At 70.2% G+C, this 26,227-nt stretch carries 16 protein-coding genes and 1 pseudogene; 14 read left to right on the forward strand and 3 right to left on the reverse strand.

The annotated features are described in order from the left end of the window. Positions 1-311: 311 nt before the first annotated feature. On the reverse strand, positions 312-698 hold the full coding sequence (locus tag ACRRSS_RS12345; protein ID WP_435971244.1) for a hypothetical protein: 387 nt from the start codon (positions 696-698) through the stop codon (positions 312-314). A 279-nt stretch (positions 699-977) separates the two neighbouring features. On the opposite strand from ACRRSS_RS12345, the gene ACRRSS_RS12350 reads away from it, so the two are divergent. The 14 genes and pseudogenes from ACRRSS_RS12350 to ACRRSS_RS12415 all read left to right on the forward strand — a co-directional run bounded on the left by ACRRSS_RS12350 (position 978) and on the right by ACRRSS_RS12415 (position 24,932). Beyond that, complete coding sequence (locus ACRRSS_RS12350) at positions 978-1,583, forward strand: ATP-binding protein (protein WP_435971245.1); 606 nt, start codon at positions 978-980, stop codon at positions 1,581-1,583. Between the two features lie 167 nt (positions 1,584-1,750). Continuing rightward, the gene (gene sigK, locus ACRRSS_RS12355) at positions 1,751-2,317 is read left to right on the forward strand and encodes an ECF RNA polymerase sigma factor SigK (RefSeq protein ID WP_435971246.1); all 567 of its coding nucleotides are present in this window, start codon (positions 1,751-1,753) and stop codon (positions 2,315-2,317) included. After that, the gene (locus ACRRSS_RS12360) at positions 2,314-3,096 is read left to right on the forward strand and encodes an anti-sigma factor (RefSeq protein WP_435971247.1); all 783 of its coding nucleotides are present in this window, start codon (positions 2,314-2,316) and stop codon (positions 3,094-3,096) included. The genes sigK and ACRRSS_RS12360 overlap by 4 nt, the downstream gene beginning before the upstream one ends. 109 nt (positions 3,097-3,205) lie before the next feature. After that, positions 3,206-5,224, forward strand: a complete 2,019-nt coding sequence (locus ACRRSS_RS12365) for an ATP-binding protein (RefSeq protein WP_435971248.1) — start codon at positions 3,206-3,208, stop codon at positions 5,222-5,224. Positions 5,225-5,524: 300 nt separating this feature from the next. Continuing rightward, a pseudogene (locus ACRRSS_RS12370) lies at positions 5,525-5,635 on the forward strand (HipA family kinase); the annotation flags it as partial. 1,127 nt (positions 5,636-6,762) lie between these two features. Continuing rightward, positions 6,763-17,289 carry a LamG-like jellyroll fold domain-containing protein gene (locus ACRRSS_RS12375; RefSeq protein ID WP_435971249.1) on the forward strand — a complete coding sequence of 3,509 codons (10,527 nt, stop codon included), beginning with the start codon at positions 6,763-6,765 and terminating at the stop codon, positions 17,287-17,289. A gap of 35 nt (positions 17,290-17,324) precedes the next feature. Next, entirely contained in the window at positions 17,325-17,861 is a 537-nt protein-coding gene (locus ACRRSS_RS12380) for an SMI1/KNR4 family protein (RefSeq protein WP_435971250.1), read from the forward strand. 1,059 nt (positions 17,862-18,920) lie between these two features. Further along, entirely contained in the window at positions 18,921-19,763 is an 843-nt protein-coding gene (locus ACRRSS_RS12385; RefSeq protein ID WP_435975309.1) for a HipA family kinase, read from the forward strand. Continuing rightward, positions 19,760-20,143 (forward strand): DUF3037 domain-containing protein, encoded by a 384-nt coding sequence (locus ACRRSS_RS12390; protein ID WP_351898051.1) that lies wholly within the window; start codon positions 19,760-19,762, stop codon positions 20,141-20,143. The genes ACRRSS_RS12385 and ACRRSS_RS12390 overlap by 4 nt, the downstream gene beginning before the upstream one ends. A 194-nt stretch (positions 20,144-20,337) precedes the next feature. After that, positions 20,338-21,099, forward strand: a complete 762-nt coding sequence (gene fabG, locus ACRRSS_RS12395) for a 3-oxoacyl-ACP reductase FabG (protein ID WP_030316526.1) — start codon at positions 20,338-20,340, stop codon at positions 21,097-21,099. Positions 21,100-21,128: 29 nt separating this feature from the next. Continuing rightward, positions 21,129-21,896, forward strand: coding sequence for an SDR family oxidoreductase (locus tag ACRRSS_RS12400; protein ID WP_435971251.1), 768 nt, complete (start codon positions 21,129-21,131; stop codon positions 21,894-21,896). 148 nt (positions 21,897-22,044) lie between these two features. After that, complete coding sequence (locus ACRRSS_RS12405; RefSeq protein ID WP_435971252.1) at positions 22,045-23,622, forward strand: ABC transporter substrate-binding protein; 1,578 nt, start codon at positions 22,045-22,047, stop codon at positions 23,620-23,622. A gap of 82 nt (positions 23,623-23,704) precedes the next feature. After that, the gene (gene ung, locus ACRRSS_RS12410) at positions 23,705-24,388 is read left to right on the forward strand and encodes a uracil-DNA glycosylase (protein ID WP_435971253.1); all 684 of its coding nucleotides are present in this window, start codon (positions 23,705-23,707) and stop codon (positions 24,386-24,388) included. Positions 24,389-24,458: 70 nt separating this feature from the next. Continuing rightward, on the forward strand, positions 24,459-24,932 hold the full coding sequence (locus ACRRSS_RS12415; protein ID WP_435971254.1) for a hypothetical protein: 474 nt from the start codon (positions 24,459-24,461) through the stop codon (positions 24,930-24,932). Between the two features lie 130 nt (positions 24,933-25,062). Here ACRRSS_RS12415 and ACRRSS_RS12420 read toward each other — a convergent pair whose 3' ends face one another. Beyond that, positions 25,063-25,545 (reverse strand): hypothetical protein, encoded by a 483-nt coding sequence (locus tag ACRRSS_RS12420; RefSeq protein ID WP_435971255.1) that lies wholly within the window; start codon positions 25,543-25,545, stop codon positions 25,063-25,065. 116 nt (positions 25,546-25,661) lie between these two features. After that, positions 25,662-26,189: a DinB family protein gene (locus tag ACRRSS_RS12425; RefSeq protein ID WP_435971256.1), complete on the reverse strand. Its 528-nt coding sequence runs from the start codon at positions 26,187-26,189 to the stop codon at positions 25,662-25,664. Between the last annotated feature and the right edge of the window lie 38 nt (positions 26,190-26,227).

The following is a 26,227-nucleotide window of genomic DNA, read 5'->3' on the forward strand; positions in this document are numbered from 1 at the left end:
CGAAACCCGAACTTCTCGGCCCGGGTGGGACGGAGGGGGCATCGCCTGTGCCGCCAGCATGGCGCAATGTGTGGCGCCATCGCAAGTCATTATGGCGCCATGATGCTCGCTGGTGGCGCCCAGGTGGGGGTGAGGTGGGAGAAGCCGCAGGTAGGGGCGGTGGCGCCACGTTTCGGCAATGACGAGCAGCGGAAGGTGGCGCCACGTTCCGGCAATGACGAGCAGCGGAAGGTGGCGCCACGTTTCGGCAATGACGAGCAGCGGAAAGGGACCGGGAGCCAGGCTCCCGGTCCCCGTCGCGGGACCTCGGATCACCGGTGGTGGCAGGACCAGTGGCCCTTCACCCAGTCGTGGTCCCAGTGGCCGGGAACGTAGACCCACTTGTAGGAGTGGTCATGGTCCCAGTTCCCGTTGTGCCACTTCCCGTGCTTGTCGTGATGACCCTGCTGCCAGGTCTTGTGGTGGGTCCACTTCTTCTCCCAGTGGCCCTTGACCCACTTCTTCTCCCAGTGCCCCTTCTTCCACTCGCACCGGTCGTGCCGGTCGTGGTGGTCACCCGTCACGACCGTCGTGGCGACGGATGTCGGCGCGGGAGCCGCTGCCGCCGTTCCTGACAGGCCGAACGCCGCACCGCCCGCCAGCAGGCCGGACGCCGCGGCGCCCGCCACCAGGCGACGGACTCGTATGGACGTGGTCATCGCACACACCTCCTTCGAACACATCGGCATCGACGCGCACGTACGGGGAACCGCGTGATGGTCCGGGCGGGATCCGTCTCGGTGACGGCTGCCTGAGGGCCACCGGCCCCGCTGCGCGCGATGTAGGGGGTTCGAAGTCGAAGGCGCCGTGGATGAACCGAGGGCGAAGAAAATCGGATCGCGGCGAACGGGGCCGCGTACAGGCGTCATCCACAAGGGGTGCGGCTCCGAATACCCAGCAGAAACTCCTATCCGGTCCGAGCCCTCCAGGGGGCGGTCATGAGCACCATCACCGTGTCGGCTTCCGCCGTGACACGTCACAGCGTCGCCCTTCCGTTCGACTGGAGGACTCCGGCCGTCGCCCGTCGCGTCGCGGCGCGCTGGCTCGCCGGCTCGTGTGGCCGGCCGGACCGTATGGCGGACGCCGTGCTGATCGTCTCCGAGCTGGTCACGAATGTCGTTCGTCATACGTGGGGGCCCTGCGTGCTGACGCTGACGACCCGCGGAACACTCCTCGACATCGCCGTCGCCGACGAGAGCGAGGAGATGCCGCAGACGTCCTGGGATCCGCCGGTCGACGAGCGGGGCGGCCTCGGCTTCCCGGTGATCCGAGGGCTGGGCGGTCGGGTCAAGGTGGTTCCCGCCCTCGGGGGCAAGACCCTGCACGTCGCGCTCGACCTCGACCCGGTGCTCGGCCTCGACCCCGCTCCGGACCTGGCCTCCGTTCTCCAACGCGACCCGGCCCCCGTTCTCCACTGCGACCTGGCCCCGATTCCCGACCGCGACCCCGTCTCCGACCTCCTTCTCGAACTCGACCCCGCCCTCGACCCCGCCCTCGACCCCACTCTCGACCTCGGTGGAGGTGGTCCGGACGAATCGGGATGAACCACTCCTCGGCCCGCCGTCGGGACCCTCACCCGATTGCCACCGCCGCCCGGCACCGGCACGGGATCGCGGGCAGAGTCGGGGAGTGGCAGAGCCAACGCACCCCACGCACCAGGTCCGCGCCGCAGGCGTGGCGGCCGGCTGAAGCAGAGGACGGTGAGCAGCGCTTGCCGCAGGGAAACGGGCACCACACAGCCGTGGAGGAGCTGCTGATCCGCTCCGCCGAGGGCGATCACGAGGCGTTCGCCGGCGTGTACGACGCGCTGGTCGGTTCGGTGATGGGGCTGACGTGCCGGATCCTGCGCAACACCGCGTTGGCGGAGGAGGTGACCCAGGACGTCATGATCGAGGTCTGGCGCACCGCCGACCGCTATCGGCCCGAGCGGGGCACGGCCAGGACATGGGTCCTCACGCTCGCCCACCGGCGGGCCGTCGACCGGGTCCGCGCCGCGCAGGCGAGCACGGAGCGCGAGCAGCGCGCCGCGATGCTGTCCCCCCGACGCGCCTTCGACGAGGTCGCCGAGACCGTGGAGGGCCGGGACGAGCGTCGACGGGTGTACCGCTGCCTGGGCCGGCTCGGCCGGCTGAACCGGGTACCGCTGGTGCTCGCCTACTACGAGGGACTGACCTATCTCGAGGTCGCCCGGTCCCTGTCGACCCCCGCGGGTACGGTGAAGTCGAGGATGCGCGCGGGCCTGCGACAGCTCCGCGCCTGTCTGGAGGGCGGATCATGACGCCTGCCGAGAACCCGCACGAGGCCGTCGGCGCGTACGTCCTGCACGCACTCCCCCCGGCCGAGGAAGCCGCGTTCGAGAACCATCTCGCGGGCTGCGAGGAGTGCCGCCGCGAGGTCGACGAACTCCGGGGCACGACGGCCCGGCTCGCGGCCGCCGAGAGCGTCACCGCGCCCCCCGAACTGCGGCAGCGGACGCTGGACCGCATCAGGGCCACTCCCCAGGACCACGACATCCGCCCGCCGCGGCCCCACCTGTCGCAGGCCCGCCTCCCGCAGCCCCGGGGGCGCCGCCGGGTGGCGAGCATGGCCCTCGCCGCGTCCCTGGCCGCGGCCGCCGCGCTCGGCGGCATCGCCCTGTGGCAGCACTCCGAGGCCGAGGACGCCCGGGCCAGGGCCGTACAGGCCGAAGAGCGGGCGCGTGACGACGGCACGGCCGTCGCCGACGTGCTCACGGCACCCGACGCGGCACTCCACACGGAGAAGCTGTCCGACGGGGCGACCGTCGCCGTCGTCGTCTCCCGGGGCGAGGACCGGGCGGTCTTCACGGCCCGCAGCCTGCCGGCCCTCACCGGCGACCAGGTGTACGAACTCTGGTACGCCGCCGCCGCGGGCGACCTCCGCCCCGCCGGCCTGCTGCCGGGCAGCGGCGAGGAGTCGACCCGGCTCCTGGAAGGCCCCCTGGGGGACGCCGTCGCCGTCGGCATCACGGTCGAACCCGCGGGCGGCTCCGATCAGCCCACCAGCGAGCCCCTCGGCCTGATCCCGATCGGGACGTGAGCCGCGGCTTCCACCGGTCGTCGGGTCGGGGCTCCCAACGGGGGCGGGGCGCCCCACCGGTCGTCGGGGGCGGGGGTCCCGTCCTGAACACCCTTTCCGCGCACGCACAATGACAGGTGTGCAGAGTTGGATGCCGCCGGAGCGCGGGCCGTTCGTGGGACGGCACAGTGAAGTCGCGGACGTCGTCGCGCGGTTGGGGCATCACCGGCTGGTGACGCTGGTCGGAGTGGGGGGCGTCGGCAAGTCCCGGCTCGCGGCCCGGGCCGCTGACGGTCCGGCGGTCGACTCCTTCGAGACCGTGCACTGGTGCCCGCTGTGGTCGCTGGGGAGCAGAGCGCTCCTGACCACGCTGGTCGCCGACGCCTGCGGTCTGTCCGACCACTCCTCGCGGGAGCCCGTCGACGCGCTCGGCGCATGGATCGGACAGCGTCGCGTCCTGTTGATCCTGGACTCCTGCGAGCACCTCGTCGCCGAATGCGCCGAGCTGGTGGAAGCCCTGCTCGGGCGCTGCCCCGGGCTCGTGGTGCTCGCGACCAGCCGCGAACAGCTGGGCGTGGCCGGCGAGTTGCTGTTCCCCGTGGCACCCCTCCCGCCGGACACGGACGCCCTGGACCTCTTCACCGAGCGGGCGGCCGCCGCCGGCGTCTCGTGGGGGAGCGCGGAGGACCAGGTGGCGGCGGCCGAGGTGTGCCAACGGCTCGAAGGGATTCCGCTGGCGCTGGAACTGGCGGCCGCACACCTCCCGGACCAGCCCGTCCGGGACATGGCCCTGCTGCTGCGCGACCGGCTCGGGCTCGCCGAGCCCGCCGACAGCACGCTCCAGCCGTCCCGCCACCGGGCGCTGCGCACCACCATCGGCTGGAGCCACGAACTGTGCGAGCCCCGGGAACGGCTGCTGTGGGCACGGCTTTCGGTGTTCCGCTCCGACGCGTCCGTGGCGGACGTCGTACGGGTGTGCCGCGGCGGTCCCCTCACCGACGAGGTCGTGGTGGAGGCCCTCGACGGACTGCGGCGCAGAAGTCTACTCACACTGCACGACGGCAGGCTGCGGATGCTGGACACCGTCCGCGAGTACGGGGCGATGTGGCTCGACGAGCTCGGCGAGACGGCCGCGACGGCCGACCGCCACGCACGGTACTTCCACGAGGTGGTCGTCTCCGCCGAGGGCGCCTGGTGGGGACCCGGCCAGGCCGCCGCGTACGCGCGGATCGCCTCCTGTCACGGAGACCTCTGCGCAGCCCTTGAGCATCTGCTGGCCACGGACCCGGGCCGGGCGGCGGCCATGGCGGGGAGCCTGGGCTTCTTCTGGGCGTGCTGCGGCCATCTGCACGAGGCCGGGCACTATCTGGAGGAGTGCGCGCGGCTGACCGCCGAGCCCGCCGCCGTGGTGGCGAAGGCCTGCTGGGCGCTCGGCGTGGTGCGCTGCCTGCGCGGCGAGTACGAGGCGGCGGACCGCCTGGGCGAGCGGGCGCGGCGGGCGGCGCTGCTCGCCGCGGACGACGGGCTGATCGCGGACGCCGCGTACCTGCGGGGCCTGGTGATGCTGCTGCGCGGCGAACCGCTGCGCGCCCTCGACACGGCGGAACGGGCGTTGGCGAGGCCGCTCGGCGCCTCACCCGCCGTGGCGCGGTGCCGACTGGTGCGCGTGTTCGCCCTGACCGCGTCCGGTTCCCTGCTCCGGGCTCGGGCCGCGGCGGAGGACCTGCGGGCGGAGTCCGTCGCGGCCGGGGAGCACTGGACCCGGTCCTACACCGAGTACCAACTCGCGGTGATGGCCCTCCATGAGGACCGGTCGGCGGACGCCGCCGCGCACGCCCGCGCCATGCTGCGGGACAAGCAGGCGATCGGCGACGCCTTCGGGCTCGGTCTGGGTCTCGACCTCCTCGCCGCCGCGCTGGCGGCGCTCGACGAGGCCGAGCGGTCCGCCACGGCCTACGGGGCCGGGCAGGCGTTCTGGGACATGGTCGGGCACCCCCAGCGGGGGACGCCGGAGCTGGAACCCCTGCGCGCGCTCTCCGAAAGCACCGCACGGCGCCGGATCGGCGACGCCGCGTACGACGAGAGCTACGTCCTCGCCACCCTCACCGACCCCTATCACACGCTGCGCGGCCTGCTCGCCGCCGACTGAGCGGGCCTCGTCCCCGCCCCTCACCCTCTCGCACTCGTATTGCCACCGCGAGTGAAGTGCACGCCTTCTCCTTCTCCGGCCGGAAGACGGCCGCGGCCCGCTGGGTCGAGAAGCACCGGGCGCGGGGGCTGGACCTGCCCGTCGCCGACGGCGCCGCCGCGCTCGACGCTGACGCGGCGGGCTCGGCCCCTCGGCGGACTGATCGGGGCACTCGGCGGACGCGGGGGCCGCGGCGGTACCGGCCGGCGATCAGGGAGATCCCCGCCGCTCCACGGCCCGATCGGCGGATAGCCTGGGCGGATGCTTACAGAAGTGACAGCGACCCGCTACGTCACGCCCCTGCGTGAGGGCGGATCGCTCCCCGGGATCGTGGAGGCCGACGACCTCGGCACGTATGTCATGAAGTTGTCTACCTGGTGGCGCTGACCTGCATCGATGCGGCGGCACACGCCCCTGGCCTGGGCGGATGAGTCTTTCAGCGTCTTTCAGGGTTGTGCTGCGTTGCGCGGTCGATTCTCCCCACGCGCTCCCCAGAGCCGTCGATACTCCCCAGATTCTCCCCAGGAGGAGCTCCTGCGGCGGGCTGTGTGGCGAGGAGGCCAGCCCATAGCAAGCACCTCCTTGAGTACGGTGAGTGACTGCCCGGCGGGGCCAGTAGAAGCCTGGCCCGCTGTCGGGGCCTCATCACAGCACCCTGCATGGGCCCCGAATCCGGCCATGAACAGCCACATGCCGATGTGGAGGGCGTGAGCGCGCCCGCCGCGCAGCTGAAGGGGCGCTGCCCGAAACTTTGGGGCAGCGGCAGGAGACGGCTCCGCGGCCCGCCTCGGGTGGCGGGCCCGCCGGCGGCACGCCGCCGCGCGGGGCACGCCACCGGAGCCCGGCTTGGCCGAGATCGACACGGCCTGGCAGCGCAGCTTCACCCACGCCTGAACCTGCGCTTCTCCCACCAGCGGGCCGCGACAGGAGTTTCTGCGGTATGGCACCAGCGGCGGGGTCCGCCGTCGTCGCCCTATTGGACCCGTCGCATGAATGAGGACGGCATGTCTCCAGCGGCCCTCTTCCACAGCCGTGTCTCCGCCGATCTCAGCCACCTGCTCGGGCTCAACGAGCGTGATCACCAGCGTCTCTCGCCCCCATCCGGCGGAGAACGTCCACCTCGCCAGGCGTGCTCGGGGGCAGCTGACTACGAGGCCGGACTCCACCTACGGGGCGACGTCATCCGCCCCTGAACGGTTGACCTGAGAGCTCGACGAACAGCCCGGTGAGCTCGTGGGCGGCACGCGCACGGCCACGGCAAACCCGTCGATCCCGCAGGGCCGGGGTGACCTTCGTCATGGGTCCGGCCGTCGTCGTCGGCGGTGAGTTCGATGAATCCATCACGACATGAGCGTTTGGCCGCACTCCCGGCCTGGGGTCCAGTTCATCGGGTCTCGGGCGGAGTTTGTGCATTTCCTGTGAGCCAGGATAGGACTGCTCCGCTGATCAATTCTGCGGGGGCCACAACGGTGCATATCACCCGAACACTCGTCATATCCATGGCGATCACCATGACCGTGCTCGCGGGCACGGAACAAGCAGCGCAGGCCGTCGGCCTGTGGTCTGCTTCCAGATCCGGCCCAGGTGCCGGTGAAATCCCTGAACAGGGCTGGGGGTCGGCCCGCGGGCGCGGCCACGCCGCCTCCGGCGATGCCACCGACGCGGACGCGTCCGGCGGCCGCACCGGCGCCCTGAAGGGGCGCGGCGAACTCGCGCCGGACTTCGGCACCACCCGGCTGAAGCTGGGTAAAGCGCCCAAGACTCAGGTGCCTTCCTACCGCAAGGTCCCGTCGCCACGCCGGGCCGCGCCCAAGGGGTTCGACCCCAAGGCCAGTTCGGAGGTGCCCGGCAAGCGGGCTGCCGATGCGCGGACGTTCGTCAACCCGGACGGCACCTTCACGACCCGCTACTACAACGAGCCGGTCAACTTCCTCGGTGACGACGGCAAGTGGAAGGCGATCGACACCCGGCTGGCGAAGTCGTCGCCACTGGCGCTGACGGAGGAGACTCCGGGATCCGGCTGGCAGGCCAAGTCGACCGAGGACGAGATCTACTTCTCCGAGTTCGCCGATGCGGAAACGTTTGTCCGCCTGGGTACCGGCATCGACGACAGCACCGCGATCGGCTACTCGATCGAGGGTGCGGCCCGCTCGCAGGGCCGTGTCAACGGCAACGTGATCACCTACCCGGACGTCCGTCCTTCGACGGACGTGGAACTGATCGCAGGAAGCGACTCCGTCAAGGAGACGCTGATCCTCAAGGACAAGAACGCGCCGACCGAATGGCGCTTCCCGCTGGCCCTCAAGGGCCTGACGGCCAAGCTCGACGGCCTCGGCGGCGTCGTCTTCAACGACGCGGCGGGCCGTCAGCAGGGCTGGATGCCGGCCGGCTGGATGGAAGACTCCAAGAAGGCGCCGAACTCCGACGAGGGCGTCATCTCCTCCGGCGTCACCTACGGTCTCGCGCGGCAAGGCGCCCGCCAGATCCTGGTCGTCAAGCTGGACCAGAAGTGGCTGTCGGCCCCCGAGCGGGTCTTCCCCGTAAAGGTCGACCCCTCGGTGAACGGCCTGGAGGCGGCCTCCGGCACGTACGTCGAGTCGCCGTACACTCAGAACTTCTCCGGCTCCACCGAGCTCAAGGTCGGAACGTACGACGGCGGCGCCCACAAGGCGGCCTCGTTCCTGAAGTTCAACGGCCTGGACACCACCCTCAGGAACGCGTTCGTCATCAACGCGAACCTGAGCCTCTACAACACCTACTCCTACTCCTGCACCGCACGCCCCGTGACGGTCCACGAGATCACCTCCAACTGGTCCGAGGGCAGCACCAACAGCTACCCCGGCCCCGCGACCGGCGGCGCGCTGGGCTCCAAGTCCTTCGCGCACGCCTGGCGCCAGGACGGCAACTCCCCCTGGCACTGCGGCGCCGCCACGTGGGAGTCGATCCCGCTCGGCGACGCCGGCCGCAAACTGGTCAACGACTGGACGCACGGCCGCAAGGCCAACTACGGCCTGGCCGTGAAGGCGGCCACGGACGACTCCAGGACCTGGAAGAAGTTCGGCTCCGACAACTACCCGAACGGCAAGCCCAGCCTCGACGTGACCTGGTCGAAGTACGGGGCCGCGTACGAGCTGGGCGGCTTCGTCCAGCCCCCGACGGCCACTGCCGACGGCATCTTCAAGGTCACCGTCACCAACCAGGGCCAGCAGACCTGGGGCAGGAACAGCAACTTCAAGCTGCGCTACGACCTGTTCGACGCCAACGGCATCAAGGTGGGCGGTGACTACTGGAGCAAGATCCGGTGGACGGACATGCCCTACGACGTCGGGCCCGGAGGCTCCGCCACCGTCGACGCGCACATCGCCCCGCTGGCACCCGGCACGTACACGCTCCAGTGGACCATGGACGAGTACGGCGTCCGCAGCTTCGTCGACGACGGAGTGCCGGGCCCGACCGTGCGTTTCGACGCAGTCAACGCCCCGCCGTACATCACCGGCGCAGCTCCGCCGAGCGGCACCGTCGTCGACACCCTCACCCCGACGCTCTGGGCCACGGCCACCGACCAGGACAAGTCCCCTGGCGCGCTGACCTACCAGTTTGAGGTCTGCGAGGTCGAGGGCAAGGACCTCCGCAAGAACTGCCGGGGCAACACGCACGCCGCGTCAGAGAGCTGGACCGTTCCGTCGGACTGGCTGAAGTGGGCGAAGACGTACACCTGGTATGCCTACGCGAACGACGGCAAGGACCAGTCCTCGCGCACCGCACCGTCGATCCTGACCACCCAGGTACCGCAACCCGTCATCACTTCTCACCTCGGCGGCGCCGACAGCGGCCGCACCTTCGGCGAGCGGGCCGGTAACTACGCCACCGCCGCTACCGACGCAGCCGTACCGAGCGCGGGCCCCGAGCTCGCGGTCACGCGGACGTACAACTCGCAGGACCCGCGCCAGACGAACGCCTTCGGCGCCGGCTGGGCCACCCGCTGGGACATGCGGGCGGTCGCCGAGCCCGACGGCAGCGTCGTCGTCACCCTCGACAGCGGCAGCCAGGTCCGGTTCGGCCGCAACGCCGATGGCACCTACAGCGCGCCGGCCGGTTCCGTAGATGTCCTCTCGGAGGTTGCCGGCGGCGGCTGGACGCTGCGCGACGCGGCGGCCACGGTTCACACCTTCGACGCGACGGGCCGCCTGACGAACGTCAGGGACGGCCACGGGCGCGAGCAGACGCTCACCTACACGGCTGGGAAGCTGACGAAGGCCACGGACGCGCTGTCGAAGCGGGCGCTGACCTTCACCTGGTCGGGCGCGCACGTCGCGTCGGTGTCCACCGACGCGGTCGGCCCGATCGCTCCGGCGCTCACCTGGTCGTACACCTACGACGGCGACCGCCTGGTGAAGGTCTGCCCGCCGGACTCCGCCACCGCGTGTTCCACCTACGCGTACACGGCCGGCTCGTACTACCGGGGCCTGGTGCAGGACGCGGGCCCGGTCGGGTACTGGCGGCTGAACGAGGCCGAGGGCGAGTCCGCGGCCAGCGAGGCGGTCTCCCGCACGGGCATGAACGCCGGCCACTACCGCGACGTCACCCTCGGGGCCGCGGGCGCGCTGGGCGCGACCGGCAACAAGGCGGCCTCCTTCGACGGCACCAACTCCTCCATCGAGCTGCCGGGGACCTCCCTGTCCGCCTCGACCGTCCTCTCGGTCGAGCTGTGGTTCAAGACGGACCGGGCGGGGACACTCGTCGGCTTCCAGGACAAGCGACTGTCGGAAGGCCAGCCGATCCGCTGGAACCCGGTCCTGGGCATCAACCAGGCGGGCAAGCTGCACGGCGGCTTCGAGCTCAAGGGCATGGGGACCACCCCCGTCACCTCGCCCGGCACGGTCACCGACAACGCGTGGCACCACGCCGTCCTGACCGCCACGGGCACCGAGCAGGTCCTCTACCTCGACGGCGCGCGCCTGGGCGCCATCCCCGGAGTGGTCGACCACTTCGGCAAGACCTACACCTACCTGGGTGCCGGCTACTCCAACCCGAGCTGGGACGGCGGCCCCGCGGGGGTACGCCGCTTCACCGGTGCCATGGACGAGGTCGCGGTCTACCACCGCGCCCTCGACGCCGGGGCGGTCAAGGCCCGTTTCGAGGCTCGTGCGGGATCGTCGAAGCTGACCGGTTCCACCCTGCCGTCGGGCCGGGTGAGCGCCCAGGTCGAGTACGACGGCGACACCGGCCGCGCGACGAAGGTCACCGACGAGAGCGGTGGCCTCTGGCAGATATCCGAGCCCCGCTACGCCGCCGGCTCGCAGGCCTACAGCGACGCCGTCCGGGCATCGGGCCCGGTCAACTACTGGCGCCTCGGTGACAGCGGCGGTGCCTCGGCGGCGGACGAGATATCCGGCGGCGGCAACGGCTCTTACCGGGACGGTGTCGCGCTCGGCGGCGTCGGGGCGTTCCTCGACGGCGACGACGGCGCGGTCACCCTCGACGGGACCAAGGGCGTCATCGAAGTACCGTCCGAGTCGATCAGTGAAGCCACCGCATTCTCCGCGGAGCTGTGGTTCCGCACGGACAAGCCCAGCGGTGTGCTGCTGGGTCTGCAGAACACCGAGCTGGGCACCACCCCGACGATGTGGAACGCCAGCCTCCTCGTCGACGGCGAGGGCAAGCTGCGCGGCCACCTGTGGGACGGCCCCTCCGCGGGCTGGCCGGTCATGGGTGGCGCCAAGGTCACCGACAACAAGTGGCACCACGCCGTCATCACCGGCGGTCCCGCCGGTCAGTCGTTGTACCTCGACGGCGTCAAGATCGGCTCCAAGGCCGGCGTGGTCAAGCCGGAGACCCTGGTCCACGCCTACCTGGGCGCCGGCTACTCCAGCGAGGAGTGGGACGGCCAGGCCCGTGCGACCCGCTACTTCAACGGCCAGCTCGACGAGGCCGCCTTCTACACGAAGGAGCTGGACGCGGCGACCGTCGCGGACCACTTCAAGGCCCGCAACCGCCTGGTGTCCGGCAACGGCGACCAGTACGAGGGCGTCGTGATGGCGGACGCCCCTGCCGGCTACTGGCAGCTGGACGAGACCGGCGGCACGACCGTCGTCAACAAGGTCGCCGCGGCCGGTGTCAACGGGACCTACACCAAAGCGACGCTGGGCAACTCCGGCGCGTTCGGCACAGGCGACGGTACCGCCGCCGAGTTCAAGGGCGACGGGTGGGCCGAGCTGCCCGGCGGCCATCAGGCGAGCACCGACCTGTCGACCGAGCTGTGGTTCAAGACCACCAAGCCCGGCGTGCTCTTCAGCGACCAGGAGAAGCCGCTCCCGGACGCCTACAGCTACGCGCCGGTCCTGTACGTCGGCTCGGACAACAAGCTGCACGGCCAGTACTTCACCCGAGGTACCGAAGCGACCAACACCTCGCCGAACACGGTCACGGACAACGAGTGGCACCACGCCGTGGTGACGGCGCAGGGGGCCACTCACACGCTGTACCTCGACGGCGCCCAGGTCGCCCAGACCACCACCGTGCCGGTAACCCACGAGAACAACCAGCGCACGTACATCGGCGCCGGCTACACCAGGTGGTGGCCTGCGTCCCCGGGCGACGGCGTGCAGTACTTCACCGGCCAGATCGACGAGGTCGCGGTCTACCCGCGCGCCCTGACCGGTGACCAGGTCGCGCGCCACTACGGCGCCCGCGCCCAGGCCTCGGGTTCCTCGCTGTCGGCGACGGTGACGGTCACCGACCCGACGGGCGCGAAGACGTCCAGCACCTTCGACGCGGTCCGCGGCCAGCGTCGTACCGCCTCGACGAACGCGGACGGCGGTGTCACCACGTACGCGTACGACACCGGCGGCTTCCTGCACACGGTCACCGACCCCAACGGTCACGCGACCATCACCGGTCACGACGAGCGCGGCAACACCGTCTCGACCACGACCTGCCGGGACGCCAACTCCTGCTGGACCTCCTTCGCGGAGTACTACAACAACCCCGCGGACAAGCTGGACCTGCGCAACGGCAAGCAGACCGCGATCCTCGATGGCCGCTCCTCGGGGCCGGCAGACACCCGCTACCGGACGACGACCTCCTACACGGACCTCGGCCTGACCGACACGGTCACCTCGGTCGATGGCCGTACGGCGAGGACCACCTATACCACGGGCACCGAGCTCGCGGTCGGTGGCGGAGTGACGCCGAAGGGCCTGGTCGCCACGAAGAAGTCCACCGGCGGCGCCACCGTCTCGTACGCGTACTTCGAGAGCGGTGACCTGGCCAGGACGACGGCGCCCTCCGGCGCGGTCACGACGTACACCTACGACGGCATCGGCCGGAAGCTGACCGAGACCCAGGTCTCCGACGCCAACCCCGCCGGCGTCACCACGACGTACGCCTACAACGCCATGTCCCGCGTCACCGCGGAGACCGGCCCCGGCGTCAAGAACGAGATCACCGGCGTCACCCACACAGCCAGGATCAGCCGCACGTACGACGCGGACGGCCACCTGCTCACCGAATCCATGGAGGACACCACCGGCGGCGACGCCACCCGTACCACCACCTACCGCTACAACACGCGCGGCCTCAACGACAGCGTCACGGATGCGGCCGGCAACGAGTCGACGTACGCCCACGACGCCCTGGGCCGAGTGATCAGCGCGGCGGACCCCGCGGGCAACGTCGTCACGACCTCGTACACCAAGCGCGGCCAGGTCGCCGAGACCGTCCTGAAGAACTGGACCGGCGACCCCTCCGGCCAGACCCGCGACCTGGTCCTGGGATCCAAGGCGTACGACCCGGCCGGCCGGCTCGCCTCGAGCACCGACGCCATGGGCGCCACGATCGCCTTCACCTACTACGACGACGGCCTGACGGCCACGACGACGGCGAAGCAGGTCACCCAGTCCGACGGCTCGAAGAAGGACATCGTCCTCGAGTCCACCGTGTACGACGGCGCGGGCAACCCGGTGTCGGCCACCGCGAACGGTGGCGCCACCACCGTGAACACGCTCGACGCCCTGGGCCGCACCACCCGCTCGGTGTTCGACCCGACCGGCCTGAACCGGGTCGCCACCTTCGCGTACGACGCGGAGGACCGGATCACCGAGTCGACCCAGTCCGTCGACCGCACCGGCAAGAAGATCACCTCGACCACCGAGTACGACGCGGCGGGCAACCCGACGAAGCGGACCGTCACCGACGGCACCACCACCCGGGTCTCCTCCGCCACCTTCGACCAGCGGGGCCTCCCACTCACGCAGACCAGCCCGCGCGGCATCACCAGCACGGGCCGGTTCGACGAGCTGGGCCGCCTGGTCGAGCAGACCGCGCCGCAGGTGCAGGCCGAGGAGAACGGCGGTGCGGCCACGGCCGTCACCCCCAAGTCCCTCGTCGGCTACAACACCTTCGGCGAGACCACCGAGTCGCGTGACCCGCGCGGCCTGATCACCCGGACCGAGACCGACAAGCTGGGCCGCACCGTCGCGCTCACGCTGCCCGACTACACCCCGCCGGGCGCGACCGCAGCCATCACCGCCGTCTCGCGCACGACGTACGACAAGGTCGGCAACACGGCCTCCACGACCGACCCGCTGGGCCGCGTCACGTACTACGGCTACGACCAGCTGAGCCAGCTGGTCAGCAAGACCGACCCGGCGATCGCCGGTGCGCAGGGCCTGACGGCCCCGGGCGCCGCGAACTTCAACGGGACCTCCACCGCCCTGTCCGGCGGCGGAATCTCCGCCTACACCTGGACCCCGACCGGTCTGCCGCTCTCCGCGTCCGATCCGACAGGAGCACGCACCGAAGCCACCTACGACGAACTGGGCCGCAAGCTCACCGCCACCACCATCGAGCGCAAGCCCGCCCCGCAGAACCTCGTCTCCCGCTTCACCTGGGACGACGCGGGCAACCAGGTCTCCTCGACCACGCCCGGCGGACGGGTTACGAGCGCGACCCACGACAAGGCCGGCCAGACCCTGACGGTCACCGACCCCGCCGGCGGCACCAGCAGCGCCGTCTACGACGGCCTCGGCCGCCAGACCGAGAGCAAGGACGCGACCGGCCGCAAGACCGTCACCGCGTACGACCTCGCGGGTCAGCCGGTGTCCGTGACGGACTACGGCACGGGCACGACCGCCCTGCGCACGACCACCACCGAGTACGACGCCGACGGCAATGTCACCGCGTCTGTCTCGCCCGGCGGTGCGCGCACGACGTACACGTACGACGCGCTGGGCCAACTCACCAAGCAGGTCGAACCGGTCACAGGCACGGCCACGGACTCGATCACGACGACCTTCGGCTACGACGCGGCGGGCAACCGCACGCGCCTGACCGACGGCCGCGGCAAGGCCACGTACTACACGTTCAACAGGTGGGGCCTGCCTGAGTCGACGATCGAACCGGCCACCACCCAGCACTGGAACCCCGACGTCCGCACCTGGACGAACGTCTACGACGCGGCCGGTCAGCTCGTCACCGAGCTCCTGCCGGGCAACGTCAGGCGCCAGAAGACGTACGACGCGCTCGGCCGAATGACTGCCGAGACGGGCTCCGGGACCTCCGTGGCCACCCGCCCCCGTTCCCTGTCCTACGACCTCGCCGGCCGGCTGACCGGCGTCGGCGGCGACGGAGTCCTGGCGAACAACACCTACACCTACAACGACCGCGGCCAGCTGCTCTCCACGGACGGTCCGGGCGGCACCTCGTCCTACGCGTACGACGCAGACGGCATGATGACCTCCCGCACCGACGCGGCGGGCGCGACGGCCTTCACCTACGACACGGCCGGACGTCTCGACACCACGACCGACCCGCTCACCGGCACCCAGGTGCGCAGCGACTACGACGCGGCCGGACGCCCGACCGCCGACGAGTACGCACGCCCGACGGCCGGCGGCACCTGGACGATCGGCGCGAAGCGCTCGTACACCTACGACTCCCTCGGCCGCCTCGCGGACGACGGCGTCAAGAAGACCGGCACGGGTGCCGCGGTACAGGGCACTGCCTACGAGTACGACCTCGAAGACCGCCTGGTCAAGAAGACCACCTCGGGCACGGCCGGGGCGGGCGCGGAGACGTACGTCTACGACCTCGCCGGGCGAATGACCTCCGAAAGCAGCGGGGGCACCACCACCGGCTACGAGTGGGACAAGGCCGGAAACCTCACCAAGAAGGGAGACATCACCGGCACCTACGACTCCCGCAACCGGGTCACGGCCTGGGGAACCCAGACCTTCGACTACTCCGCCCGCGGAACCGTCAAGGGCATCACCGACACCGCCGGCCCGGCCCGCACGATCAACTCGGACGCCTTCGAGCGAACGGTGTCGAACGGCACCAGCACCTTCACCTACGACTCGCTCGACCGGGTCATGACCCACAACGGCGCCGCCTTCAGCTACGACGGCGGCTCCAACAACCTGGTCAAGGACGGCACGTCCACCTACAGCCGCACCCCCGGCGGCACGCTGCTCGCCAGCGCCACCACCGGGACGCCCGGGTCGGCCGGCCTGGCCGTCACCGACGGCCACACTGACCTGGTCGCCAGCCTGTCTCCGGACGGCACGTCGGTCACCTCGTCCCGTGCCTATGACGCGTACGGCAAGGTGACCGCGAGCAACGGCTCCACCCCGTCGGTCGGCTACCAGTCGGGCTGGACGGACTCGGCCACGGGCGAGGTCAACATGGCGGCCCGCTGGTACCAGCCCGGCACCGGCGGCTTCACCAGCCGCGACACCTGGCAGCTCGACCCCAACCCCTCGGTCCAGGCCAACCGCTACACGTACGCCAACGCCGGCCCGATGAACGGGACCGACCCGTCGGGCCATCACACCATCCTCAATTGCTTCAAGCCGGCGAAGACCAAGCTCGGCTGGCTCATGAAGGGGAGCCCCCTCTGCGTCTTCAAGGAGGCCTTCCTCAACGGGGAGCACAGCGTCACCAGCCAGGACATGTGCTACTCGAACGCCTACATGCGTGAAATGTGCGACCGGGCGTACAACCGCAACAAGGGCAGCGGCCGGCTCATCGACATGCGCGGCGAAACGCGCACGGTAATCCGCGATACGCCCAGCCGCAGCCACAACTACTCGGGCGGCGGGCGAAACCGTGGCGGCACCACCACGCTGACCCGCCCGAAGCGCCCGACCGTACCCCCCAGGCCGATAGCGCCGCAGAACCCCTACGCGGGCAAGAACCCGCCGCCGGCACCGAAGCACATCCCCAAGCCGGACTGGAACCCGACCCAGGCCGTCTGGAACGCCACCCAGGCCGTCGACATGGTCGTCAGCGGCGCCAACCTCCTCGCCATGCTGGCGGGCGGCGCCGACACGGTCCTCAACCCGGACCAGGTCCCGGACACGCAGGGCGCGCCCGGCGCGGATCCGGGGTCAGGCGGCAGTGACGACGGGGCGCAGGACTGCAGGCGTGGAGGCAAGGGTTGGGTCGATCCCAGTCCTGTCGACAGCAAGAACGGGAATCGAGCCACCGGGGTGGAGGCATGCCTCGATCTCTCCTATGTAACCGCCAACCCCGGCACCCCCACCGAGACTCGTGCCGGAATCAAGCCACCTGGGTATGACTGGGCCCGGTCCTACGTCGGATATCTGGGAGGTCGGCCCCGCGACGTCAACGCCTGCCATCTCCTCGGCGCCCAGCTGAGCGGATCGGGGACCGACCTGGCCAACCTTGCGACCTGTGGAACTGACGCGAACTCCTACGTAGGCAAGCCCCAGTCGCCGATTCCTCCCATGGACAGCATGCTGAACTTCGAGGACACAGTCCGGTCCCTCATTGATTCAAAGCATGTCGTGCGATACAAGGTGACACCGGTCTACAAAGACGGCCGAACTGTGCCCTACGAATTCCGCATGTCCTACACGGCATGGGACAGCAAGGGACGCTACGTGGGCTCTGATGCCACAGCAGTATCCAACCTGATTTACACTGCTGGCCGGGGTTGGAAGAACCTGGGCACCGCGATCGACAGCCGCACCGGTGGAGACGTGCCCCTCCCGGGGCAGCCATGAGATGGCCTTCCACCACCACGCGAAGGAAAACTGATATGCCTCACCGCGCTGTCGCGCGCCTGCGTGAAGTTCTCCCGCCGCCCGTCTCCGGCGGCGACTCGATCGACTGGCAGGAAATTGAGCGGACGGCAGGTCTGACGTTTCCTGTCGATTACCGCGAGTTCGTCGAGTCGTACGGAGGTGGAGAGATCGACGAGTACCTGTCCATCAGTACGCCGCCCGTCCCCGGGTCGGCGTACGGAGACCTCTTGGACAGAAGAGATTCCGTCCTCTCGCCCCCGGACCGTGAACATCTCATTGCGCTCTTGCCTGGAAGTGAGCTGCCGTCACTGCTGCCCTTCGCGGACTCGGCGAGCAGCGATGTGGCATTCTGGCTGTGCGAGGGCGCTCCCGAGGACTGGCGCGTGGCCATCTTTCGGAGGCAGACGCCGTACGGGATGAACCGCTGGACCGTGTTCGATGGCGGAATGGCGTCGTTCTGCGTGGCGGTCCTGACTGGCAAGGTGAACCCGTTCAGCGAACGGCTTTCAGCGGGGGATCGGCACGAGTTCCTGACTTGGCGTCGGGTGTAAGGCCAGGTCACAGTGACAGGTTCCATCCCTTCCCTGGGGGGCTGTGAGACCTGATCCACTGGGGTAGTGGCGTGACAGAGTCCCTGGATGTCGGCGGTGACGATTGCGTTGCACACCACCGACAGCCCGGGGGCTCTGTTGCTTCCGTCTCACTACAGAAAGAGCGGCTGGGGCATGCTCAACCTGAGTGGAGGTGTCGTCGCAGCCGGCAAGGAGTGGACGGACGATGGCTCGGTCCACGAAGTGCACTCCTTGAAGCGGCGGGCCGTCAGGGTTACGTGTCCCGTGCCGATACCGCCGGCGTTCGTGCACACGCTGCGAAACCACATCGATCGCTTCGGCATTGCGCCAAGCGCTTTTCGCCAAGAGGCCCTATGACCTCCGGCGGGCCGGGATTTCGTTCGCCTCCCGCATGGTAAGGGTCGTGCGTTCCAAGAAGGCGCCTGACCCGGGGGCAGCGGAGAGCCGCCCCTCCAACCGGAATGACATTCGGCTGGAGGGGCGGCTTTTCGCTGTGGGTCCCCCTTGGAGCTGTTGGGGGTCCGGTTCCTGGCGTCCGAGTACGGCACGGGCCCGGTTCATGCCGGCCAAATCGATTCGCTGGGACTCGACGCGAACGGGACTCCCCTGGCGAATGCGGCGGACGAGATCCTGCTCGGTCTCGTCGACGCGATCACGAAGGTCCAGCGTAAGCAGGAACGTTGCGGACCTGGGGCATCACGGAACGGGCGACCTGGAGGTGCGGCTGCGTACCGGACGGGACTTGGAGCGTGCCCATGACCTGTTCCGTGCAAGCTATGCGGCGGCGTAGGCGGCTAAGTAGCTCGGGCGCTCCTCACCGGCGATCACTCTCGGTTACTATGCTCACTTCATGCCGGAAGCTGGCAGCAAGGGGCGTGGCACCATCGATGGTCTGCTTGGGGGAGCGGGGATGAATGGCCCGCCGGCCGAAGCTCCCCAGAATCTCCCCAGCACGGTTGACCGGTGAACTGCGCCTCCACACTCCGGATGAGTTGTCCGTGGATTGCAAGGTTGAAGAGATGGGTGGCCTGCGAAGTGTTGCAAGAGGTCGTAGCGACCCGCTATGTCACGCCTCTGCGTGAGGGCGGATCGCTCCCCGGGATCGTCGAGGCCGACGATCTCGGTACATATGTCATGAAGTTCACCGGCGCGGGCCAGGGCCGCAAGACCCTGGTCGCCGAGGTCGTCTGCGGGCAGCTCGCCCGCAGGCTGGGGCTGCGGGTGCCGGAGCTCGTCACCCTCCAGCTCGACCCCGTCATCGGGCTCTCCGAGCCCGACCAGGAGGTGCAGGAGCTGCTCAAGGCGAGCGGCGGGCTCAACCTGGGCATGGACTTCCTGCCGGGCTCGCTGGGCTTCGACCCGCTGGCGTACGAGGTCGACCCCGTGGAGGCCGGCAAGGTCGTCTGGTTCGACGCGGTCATCAACAACGTCGACCGTTCCTGGCGGAACCCGAACATGCTCGTCTGGCACGGCGACCTGTGGCTCATCGACCACGGCGCCACCATGATCTGGCACCACAACTGGCCGGGCGCGCAGGCCTCCGCCGCCAAGCCGTACGACGCGTCCGACCACGCGCTCGCCCCCTTCGCCCCGGACGTCGCCGCCGCGGCCGCCGAACTGGCGCCGCTCGTCACGCGCGAGCTGCTCGACGAGGTCGCCGCGGAGGTACCCGACGAGTGGCTCGTCGACGAGCCGGGCTTCGACACCACGGACGAGCTGCGCGCCGCGTACGTCGAGGCGCTGCTGCCGCGCGCCGCCACCATCCACGAGCGGATCACGCTCGGACCGCGCCGTGAGAACAGGCCGCAGCGCCCGCCCGGCTGGCTCGCCGAGCGCCTCGCGCCCCGGCCGCACTCCACCGAGAAGGACAGCACCCCGTGACCGACCGCGATGTCTTCGAGTACGCGCTGCTGCGCGTGGTGCCGCGGGTCGAGCGCGGTGAGTGCTTCAACGCCGGGGTGGTCGTCTACTGCCGCGCCCGCTCCTTCGTGGCGGCCCGTACGCATCTGGACGAGGCCAAGCTGTCGGTGCTGGACCCAGCCGCCGACGTGGCCGGCGTCCGGGCGGCGCTGCGTGCCGTCGAAGGGGTCTGCCTGGGGGGTGACGCCGCGGGCCAGGCCGCGCCGGACGACGCCGGGCGGCGCTTCCGCTGGCTGATCGCGCCGCGCTCCACGGTCGTCCAGCCGGGGCCCGTGCACACGGGGCTCACCGCCGACCCGGAGGCGGAGGTGGAGCGGCTGCTCGGCCTGCTGGTGCGCTGAGCGCGTCCGCCCGCTTCCCGGTCCGGGCGAGGGGAGTGACCCGGTGCACCCGGTGGGCCGTTGACACCGGGTGCCAGGGCTTCTAGCGTCTCGTTCTGCGGACGATACTAAGCGGTCGCTCATGTGCGGGACGCAGGAGCGGGTGACCGGTTCGACCGCGACCAGGGACGATCCAAGGGCGAGGAGAACCAAGCATGTCCACCACCGAGCAGCGCGTAGCCGTCGTCACGGGTGCCGCACGGGGCATCGGGGCCGCCACGGCGCTCCGCCTCGCGGCCGAGGGCCGCGCCGTCGCCGTACTCGACCTCGACGAGGCGGCCTGCAAGGACACCGTCGAGAAGATCACCGCCGCGGGCGGCACCGCCCTCGCGGTCGGCTGCGACGTCTCCGACAGCGCCCAGGTGGAGGCCGCCGTCGCGCGTGTCGCCGCCGAGCTCGGCGCGCCGACGATCCTCGTCAACAACGCGGGTGTGCTCCGCGACAACCTCCTCTTCAAGATGTCCGAGTCGGACTGGGACCTCGTCATGAACGTGCACCTCAAGGGTGCCTTCCTGATGGCGAAGGCCTGTCAGAAGCACATGGTGGACGCGGGCTTCGGCCGGATCGTCTCGCTCTCCTCCTCCTCGGCGCTGGGCAACCGCGGCCAGGCCAACTACTCGGCCGTCAAGGCGGGGCTCCAGGGCCTCACCAAGACCCTCGCGAAGGAGCTCGGCAAGTTCGGCATCACCGCCAACGCCGTCGCCCCGGGCTTCATCGTCACCGAGATGACCGCGCAGACCGCCGAGCGCGTGGGCATGGGCTTCGAGGACTTCCAGGCCGCCGCCGCGTCCATGATCCCGGTGCAGCGGGTCGGCCGCCCCGAGGACGTCGCCAACGCGATCGCCTTCTTCGCGGGCGACGACGCCGGCTTCGTCTCGGGCCAGGTCATGTACGTGGCCGGCGGCCCGCTCAACTGACCACCGGCAGACAGAGGAGCGAGAAGCGCATGACCGCACAGGTACGGCCGGAGCTGTCCGGCAAGGTCGCACTCGTCACCGGCGCGAGCCGGGGCATCGGCTACGGCATCGCCGAGGCTCTGGTCGCCCGTGGCGACCGGGTCGTCATCACCGGGCGCGGCGAGGAGGCCCTCAAGGAGGCCGTCGAGCGGCTCGGCGCCGACCGGGCGATCGGCGTCCCCGGCAAGGCCCACGACGAGGCCCACCAGGCCGCCGCCGTCGAGGCGGCGATGGACGGCTTCGGCCGCGTCGACTTCCTGATCAACAACGCCGGTACGAACCCGGTTTTCGGGGCCATCGCCGACCTGGACCTCGGGGTGGCCCGCAAGGTCTTCGAGACCAACGTGGTCTCCGCGCTCGGCTTCGCCCAGCGGACCTGGCACGCCTGGCAGAAGGAGCACGGCGGCGCGATCGTGAACATCGCGTCGGTCGCGGGCGTCTCCGCCTCACCTTTCATCGGCGCATACGGAATGAGCAAGGCCGCGATGGTCAACCTCACTCTGCAATTGGCGCATGAATTCGCGCCGCTCGTGCGGGTCAACGCAATTGCCCCGGCCGTGGTGAAGACGAAATTCGCGCAGGCGCTCTACGAGGGCCGGGAAGCGGAGGCGGCCGCCGCCTACCCGCTCGGCCGGCTCGGCGAGCCCGAGGACATCGGCGGCGCGGCGGCCTTCCTCACCTCGTCGCAGTCGGAGTGGATCACTGGTCAGACGCTCGTGGTCGACGGCGGGATTTTCCTGAACGCCGGAGTCGGGTGACCGATAATCGGACACTTTCTTGATCTGGTGTCCGGATTGAGACCGGTTCTGCAATGAATGCCTCAAGTGCCCCGTCAGGCTCGAACATTGACCTGACGGGGTGCTGCGGTATCGTCGGCCGACCCCTGGCTGAACGAGGAGCGTGCACGTGTTCAACCGGACCAGTCTGCAGGCCGCTGCAGCCCTTGTGTCCATATCCCTGGTGTCCGGATGCAGTGTCTTCTCGGACAGTGAATCCGCCGGGGATCAGAGAATCGTCATCGGCACGACGAGCTCTCCCACCACGCTTGATCCGGCCGCCGCCTGGGACAATTCCTGGGAGCTCTTCCGGAATGTGTTCCAAACCCTGGTGAGTTTCCCGACGGGAAGTACGACACCGGATTCGGACGCCGCCGAATGCAAGTTCACCGACACCGCCAGCCGGGTCTTCGAGTGCAAGCTCGTGGAGGGCCTCACGTTCTCCAACGGGCACAAGCTGGACGCCAAGGCCGTGCAGTACTCGATCGAGCGCATCCGCACGATCAACCACAAGGGCGGCCCGAACGGGATGCTCGGCTCGCTCGACAAGATCGAGACCGTGGGTGACAGGACCGTCGTCTTCCGGCTCAACAAGTCGGACGCCACCTTCCCGTTCGTCCTCGCCACGCCGGCGATGTCCCTCGTGGACCCCGCCGAGTACCCGGCCGACCAGCTCCGCAAGGACGGCAAGCTCACCGGCTCGGGGCCGTACGTCCTCGACTCGTACGACGAGCGCAAGACGGCAGAGCTGACGAAGAACCCCACCTACAAGGGCTTCGCCGACCGTAAGAACGGCGGCGTGACGATCAAGTACTACGACGCGTCCGACGCCATGGTCGCCGCGCTCAAGAAGGACGAGATCGACGCCACCTACCGCGGCCTCACCGCCGAGGAGGTCGTCGCCCTCCAGGAGGACAAGCCCGAGAACAAGGGTCTCCAGCTCGTCGAGTCGACCGGCGCGGACATTCGGTACCTGGTCTTCAACGCCGAGGACCCGACGGTCGCCAAGCTCCCCGTCCGCAAGGCCATCGCCCAGCTCGTCGACCGCGACGAACTGGTCAACAAGGTCTACCAGGGCACCGCCGAACCCCTGTACTCCATGGTGCCCAAGGGAATCGCCTCCCACACCACCAAGTTCTTCGACCGCTACGGCACGCCGAGCGCGAAGAAGGCCAAGAAGATCCTCCGCGACGCGGGCATCACCGAGCCCGTCGAGCTGACCTTCTGGTACACGACGGACCGGTACGGTTCCTCGACGGCCGCCGAGTTCGCCGAGCTCAAGCGGCAGCTCGAGGAGTCCGGACTCTTCACGGTCAGGCTGAACGGCAAGCCCTGGAAGGAGTTCCAGGCGGGCTACCAGAAGGGCGAGTACCCGGTCTTCGGGCGCGGCTGGTTCCCCGACTTCCCGGACCCGGACAACTTCGTCGCGCCGTTCATCGGCAAGGAGAACGTCCTCGGTACGCCGTACGTGAGCCCCAGGATCACCGGCGAACTCCTCCCGAAGTCCCGCCGCGAGAGCGACCGCGGGACCGTCACGGACGAGTTCGTGGAGGCTCAGGAGATCATGGTCCAGGAGGTCCGGCTGCTGCCCCTGTGGCAGGGCAAGCTGTACATCGCGGCCGGTGAGGACATCGGCGGCGGCGAGCGCGCCCTCGACCCGCAGACGGTCATGCAGCTCTGGGAGCTGTACCGCCGGGCCAGCTGGTAGACGACCTGCGGGGGCCACTGTCAGTGGCCCCCGATAGGTTTTCGGACGGAGATACGAGAACGTCCACCGGAGGTTGTTGACCGTGACCGACACCAACATGCTGCCCGAGTCCTGGCGGGGTGTCCTCGGCGAGGAACTGCAGAAGCCGTACTTCGCCCGGCTCACCGAGTTCGTCGAGGAGGAGCGTGCCAAGGGACCGGTCTTCCCGCCGAAGGACGAGGTCTTCGCCGCCCTCGACGCCACCCCGTACGACAAGGTGAAGGTCCTGATCCTCGGTCAGGACCCGTACCACGGCGAGGGGCAGGGACACGGGCTCTGCTTCTCGGTCCGGCCCGGCGTGAGGACCCCGCCCTCCCTGCGGAACATCTACAAGGAGATGCAGGCCGAGCTCGGCCACCCCGTCCCGGACAACGGCTATCTGATGCCGTGGGCCGAACAGGGCGTCCTCCTGCTCAACGCCGTGCTGACCGTCCGCGCCGGCGAGGCGAACTCGCACAAGGGCAAGGGCTGGGAGAAGTTCACGGACGCGGTGATCACCGCGGTCGCCTCGCGCCCCGACCCCGCCGTCTTCGTCCTCTGGGGAAACTACGCGCAGAAGAAGCTGCCGCTCATCGACGAGGAGCGGCACGTGGTCGTGAAGGGCGCCCACCCCTCGCCCCTCTCGGCGAAGAAGTTCTTCGGATCGCAGCCGTTCACCCAGATCGACGCGGCCGTCGCGGCCCAGGGACACGAGCCGATCGACTGGCGCGTCCCGGACCTCGGCTGAGCCTCGGCCCGATCCGGGCCGGGTGCGGCTAGCGTCGGCTCTCCCAGTGGGTGAGCGGGTGGAGGTCGCGGTGACCGAGCAGCAGCAGGTGTCGGACGACGGTGTCATGACCAGGATCGGGCAGGCCATGATGCTGCTCCACGGCGGCGACCGCGAGGAGGCCCGCAATCGCTTCGGGCTCCTCTGGCAGCAGATCGGCCCCGACGGGGACCCGCTGCACCGGTGCACCCTCGCGCACTACATGGCGGACGCCCAGGACGACCCCGACACCGAACTGGCCTGGGACCTCCGGGCCCTGAGCGCGGCGGAGGGGCTCGCCGACGAGCGGACCGCCGAGCACGGCTCGGCGGTCGCGCTCCGGGCGCTGTACCCCTCGCTCCACCTCAACCTGGCCGCCGACTACGCCAAGCTCCAACGGCCCGATGCCGCGCGGGTCCATCTGGACCGGGCCCGCGCCGCCTCGGACCACCTCGACGACGACGGCTACGGAAACGGGGTACGGGCCGCGATCGACCGCCTGGACCTCAGGTTGCGCGGGCTGTGAGTGACGGGGCCCCGGCCGCGCGCCGTGCGGTGAGCGACAGGGGCTCGGGTCGCGCGCGGTGAACGACCGGAGTCCGGGCCGCGCGTGCGGGAGCGCCTTGGGCTCGGCGGCCCTCGCGCGATGCGGGGCCTCAGCGGCCGTACGTGCCGTGACAGATGCGGGACGGGTCGCTGCCGGGGGCCCAGCCCCCGTACCGCTCTCCCAGATCGCAGACGTCCGCCCGGGAGACCGGCGGGTTCCTCGGCAGGCCCGTCAGCTCGGGCGGTGCGGGCGGCGCCGGCCGGGCCGCCGGGCGCGGACGCTCACGTCGGCGCGGTACGGCCTCCGGGCGCGGAGCCTCCGGACGGGCCGGGGCCGCCGCACGCCGGCGTACCTCGGACGGGGTCGTCGCGCGGGGCGTCGCCGACGGCGGGGGAGCGGGAAGTGCCGTTTCGAGGGCCTCGCGGGCCGGGCCCTCGACGATCTGCGGGGCCACGTCCTGCGCGGGTCGTACGGTCTCCGCGGCCGGCGCCGGAGCGGGCGCCGTCCGCGGGGCGTCCACCGAGACGCAGCCCGCGAGGGCGGCCACGGCCGCCCCGACCAGGATCTTCGCTGTGGTTCGGGTTGCATGCACCCGCGCCACTCTGCTGGCCCGGCCGTGACCTTCGCGCCCCTACCGGCGGGGAATGCCCCGCGAGGGTGAGCCGCGGGGGGACCGGGCTTGACCGGTCGGGCGCCCGTGCGGGTCGGTCAGTCGCCGGTCTCGCCGTCGACCCGCTCCCGGATCAGATCCGCGTGGCCGTTGTGGCGGGCGTACTCCTCGATCATGTGCAGGTAGATCCAGCGGAGGTTGAAGGGCTGCCCGGTGCGGTGCGTGCCCACGCCCAGGTCGTCGAGACCGTGCGAGGCGGCCAGAGTGCGCGCGTGGGCGATCTCCGCCTGCCAGGTCGCGAAGGCCTCCTCGTAGGTGTCCTCCTCCGTCACGTGGATGTCCCGGTCGTTGTCCTCGTCCGTGGAGTAGATCCACGGCGCCTTCTCGCCGGCCAGGACGTTGCGGAACCAGCCCCGCTCGACCTGCGCCATGTGGCGGACGAGGCCCAGGAGATTGAGGTCGGAGGGAGGGGCGGAGAGGGTGCGCAGCTGGGCGTCGTCGAGGCCCTCGCACTTCTTCGCGAGGGTCGCTCGATGGAAGTCGAGCCACTGCTCCAGGGCCTCGCGCTCGCCCGAGGTGGTGGACGGGTCGACGCGGGATACGGATTCGGTGCGTTGGGTGGTCATGCGCGGCATCGTCTCCGATGAGCACCCGTCACGCCACC

The organism is Streptomyces sp. Qhu_M48, from assembly GCF_051305195.1.
Taxonomy (GTDB): domain Bacteria; phylum Actinomycetota; class Actinomycetes; order Streptomycetales; family Streptomycetaceae; genus Streptomyces.

What these genes read in the sequence shown, in the direction of transcription:
- ACRRSS_RS12345 (WP_435971244.1), bottom strand. Translation starts at nt 698, where the DNA reads ATGACCACGTCCATACGAGTCCGTCGCCTGGTGGCGGGCGCCGCGGCG.
- ACRRSS_RS12350 (WP_435971245.1), top strand. Translation starts at nt 978, where the DNA reads ATGAGCACCATCACCGTGTCGGCTTCCGCCGTGACACGTCACAGCGTC.
- ACRRSS_RS12360 (WP_435971247.1), top strand. Translation starts at nt 2,314, where the DNA reads ATGACGCCTGCCGAGAACCCGCACGAGGCCGTCGGCGCGTACGTCCTG.
- ACRRSS_RS12365 (WP_435971248.1), top strand. Translation starts at nt 3,206, where the DNA reads ATGACAGGTGTGCAGAGTTGGATGCCGCCGGAGCGCGGGCCGTTCGTG.
- ACRRSS_RS12375 (WP_435971249.1), top strand. Translation starts at nt 6,763, where the DNA reads ATGGCGATCACCATGACCGTGCTCGCGGGCACGGAACAAGCAGCGCAG.
- ACRRSS_RS12380 (WP_435971250.1), top strand. Translation starts at nt 17,325, where the DNA reads ATGCCTCACCGCGCTGTCGCGCGCCTGCGTGAAGTTCTCCCGCCGCCC.
- fabG (WP_030316526.1), top strand. Translation starts at nt 20,338, where the DNA reads ATGTCCACCACCGAGCAGCGCGTAGCCGTCGTCACGGGTGCCGCACGG.
- ACRRSS_RS12400 (WP_435971251.1), top strand. Translation starts at nt 21,129, where the DNA reads ATGACCGCACAGGTACGGCCGGAGCTGTCCGGCAAGGTCGCACTCGTC.
- ACRRSS_RS12425 (WP_435971256.1), bottom strand. Translation starts at nt 26,189, where the DNA reads ATGACCACCCAACGCACCGAATCCGTATCCCGCGTCGACCCGTCCACC.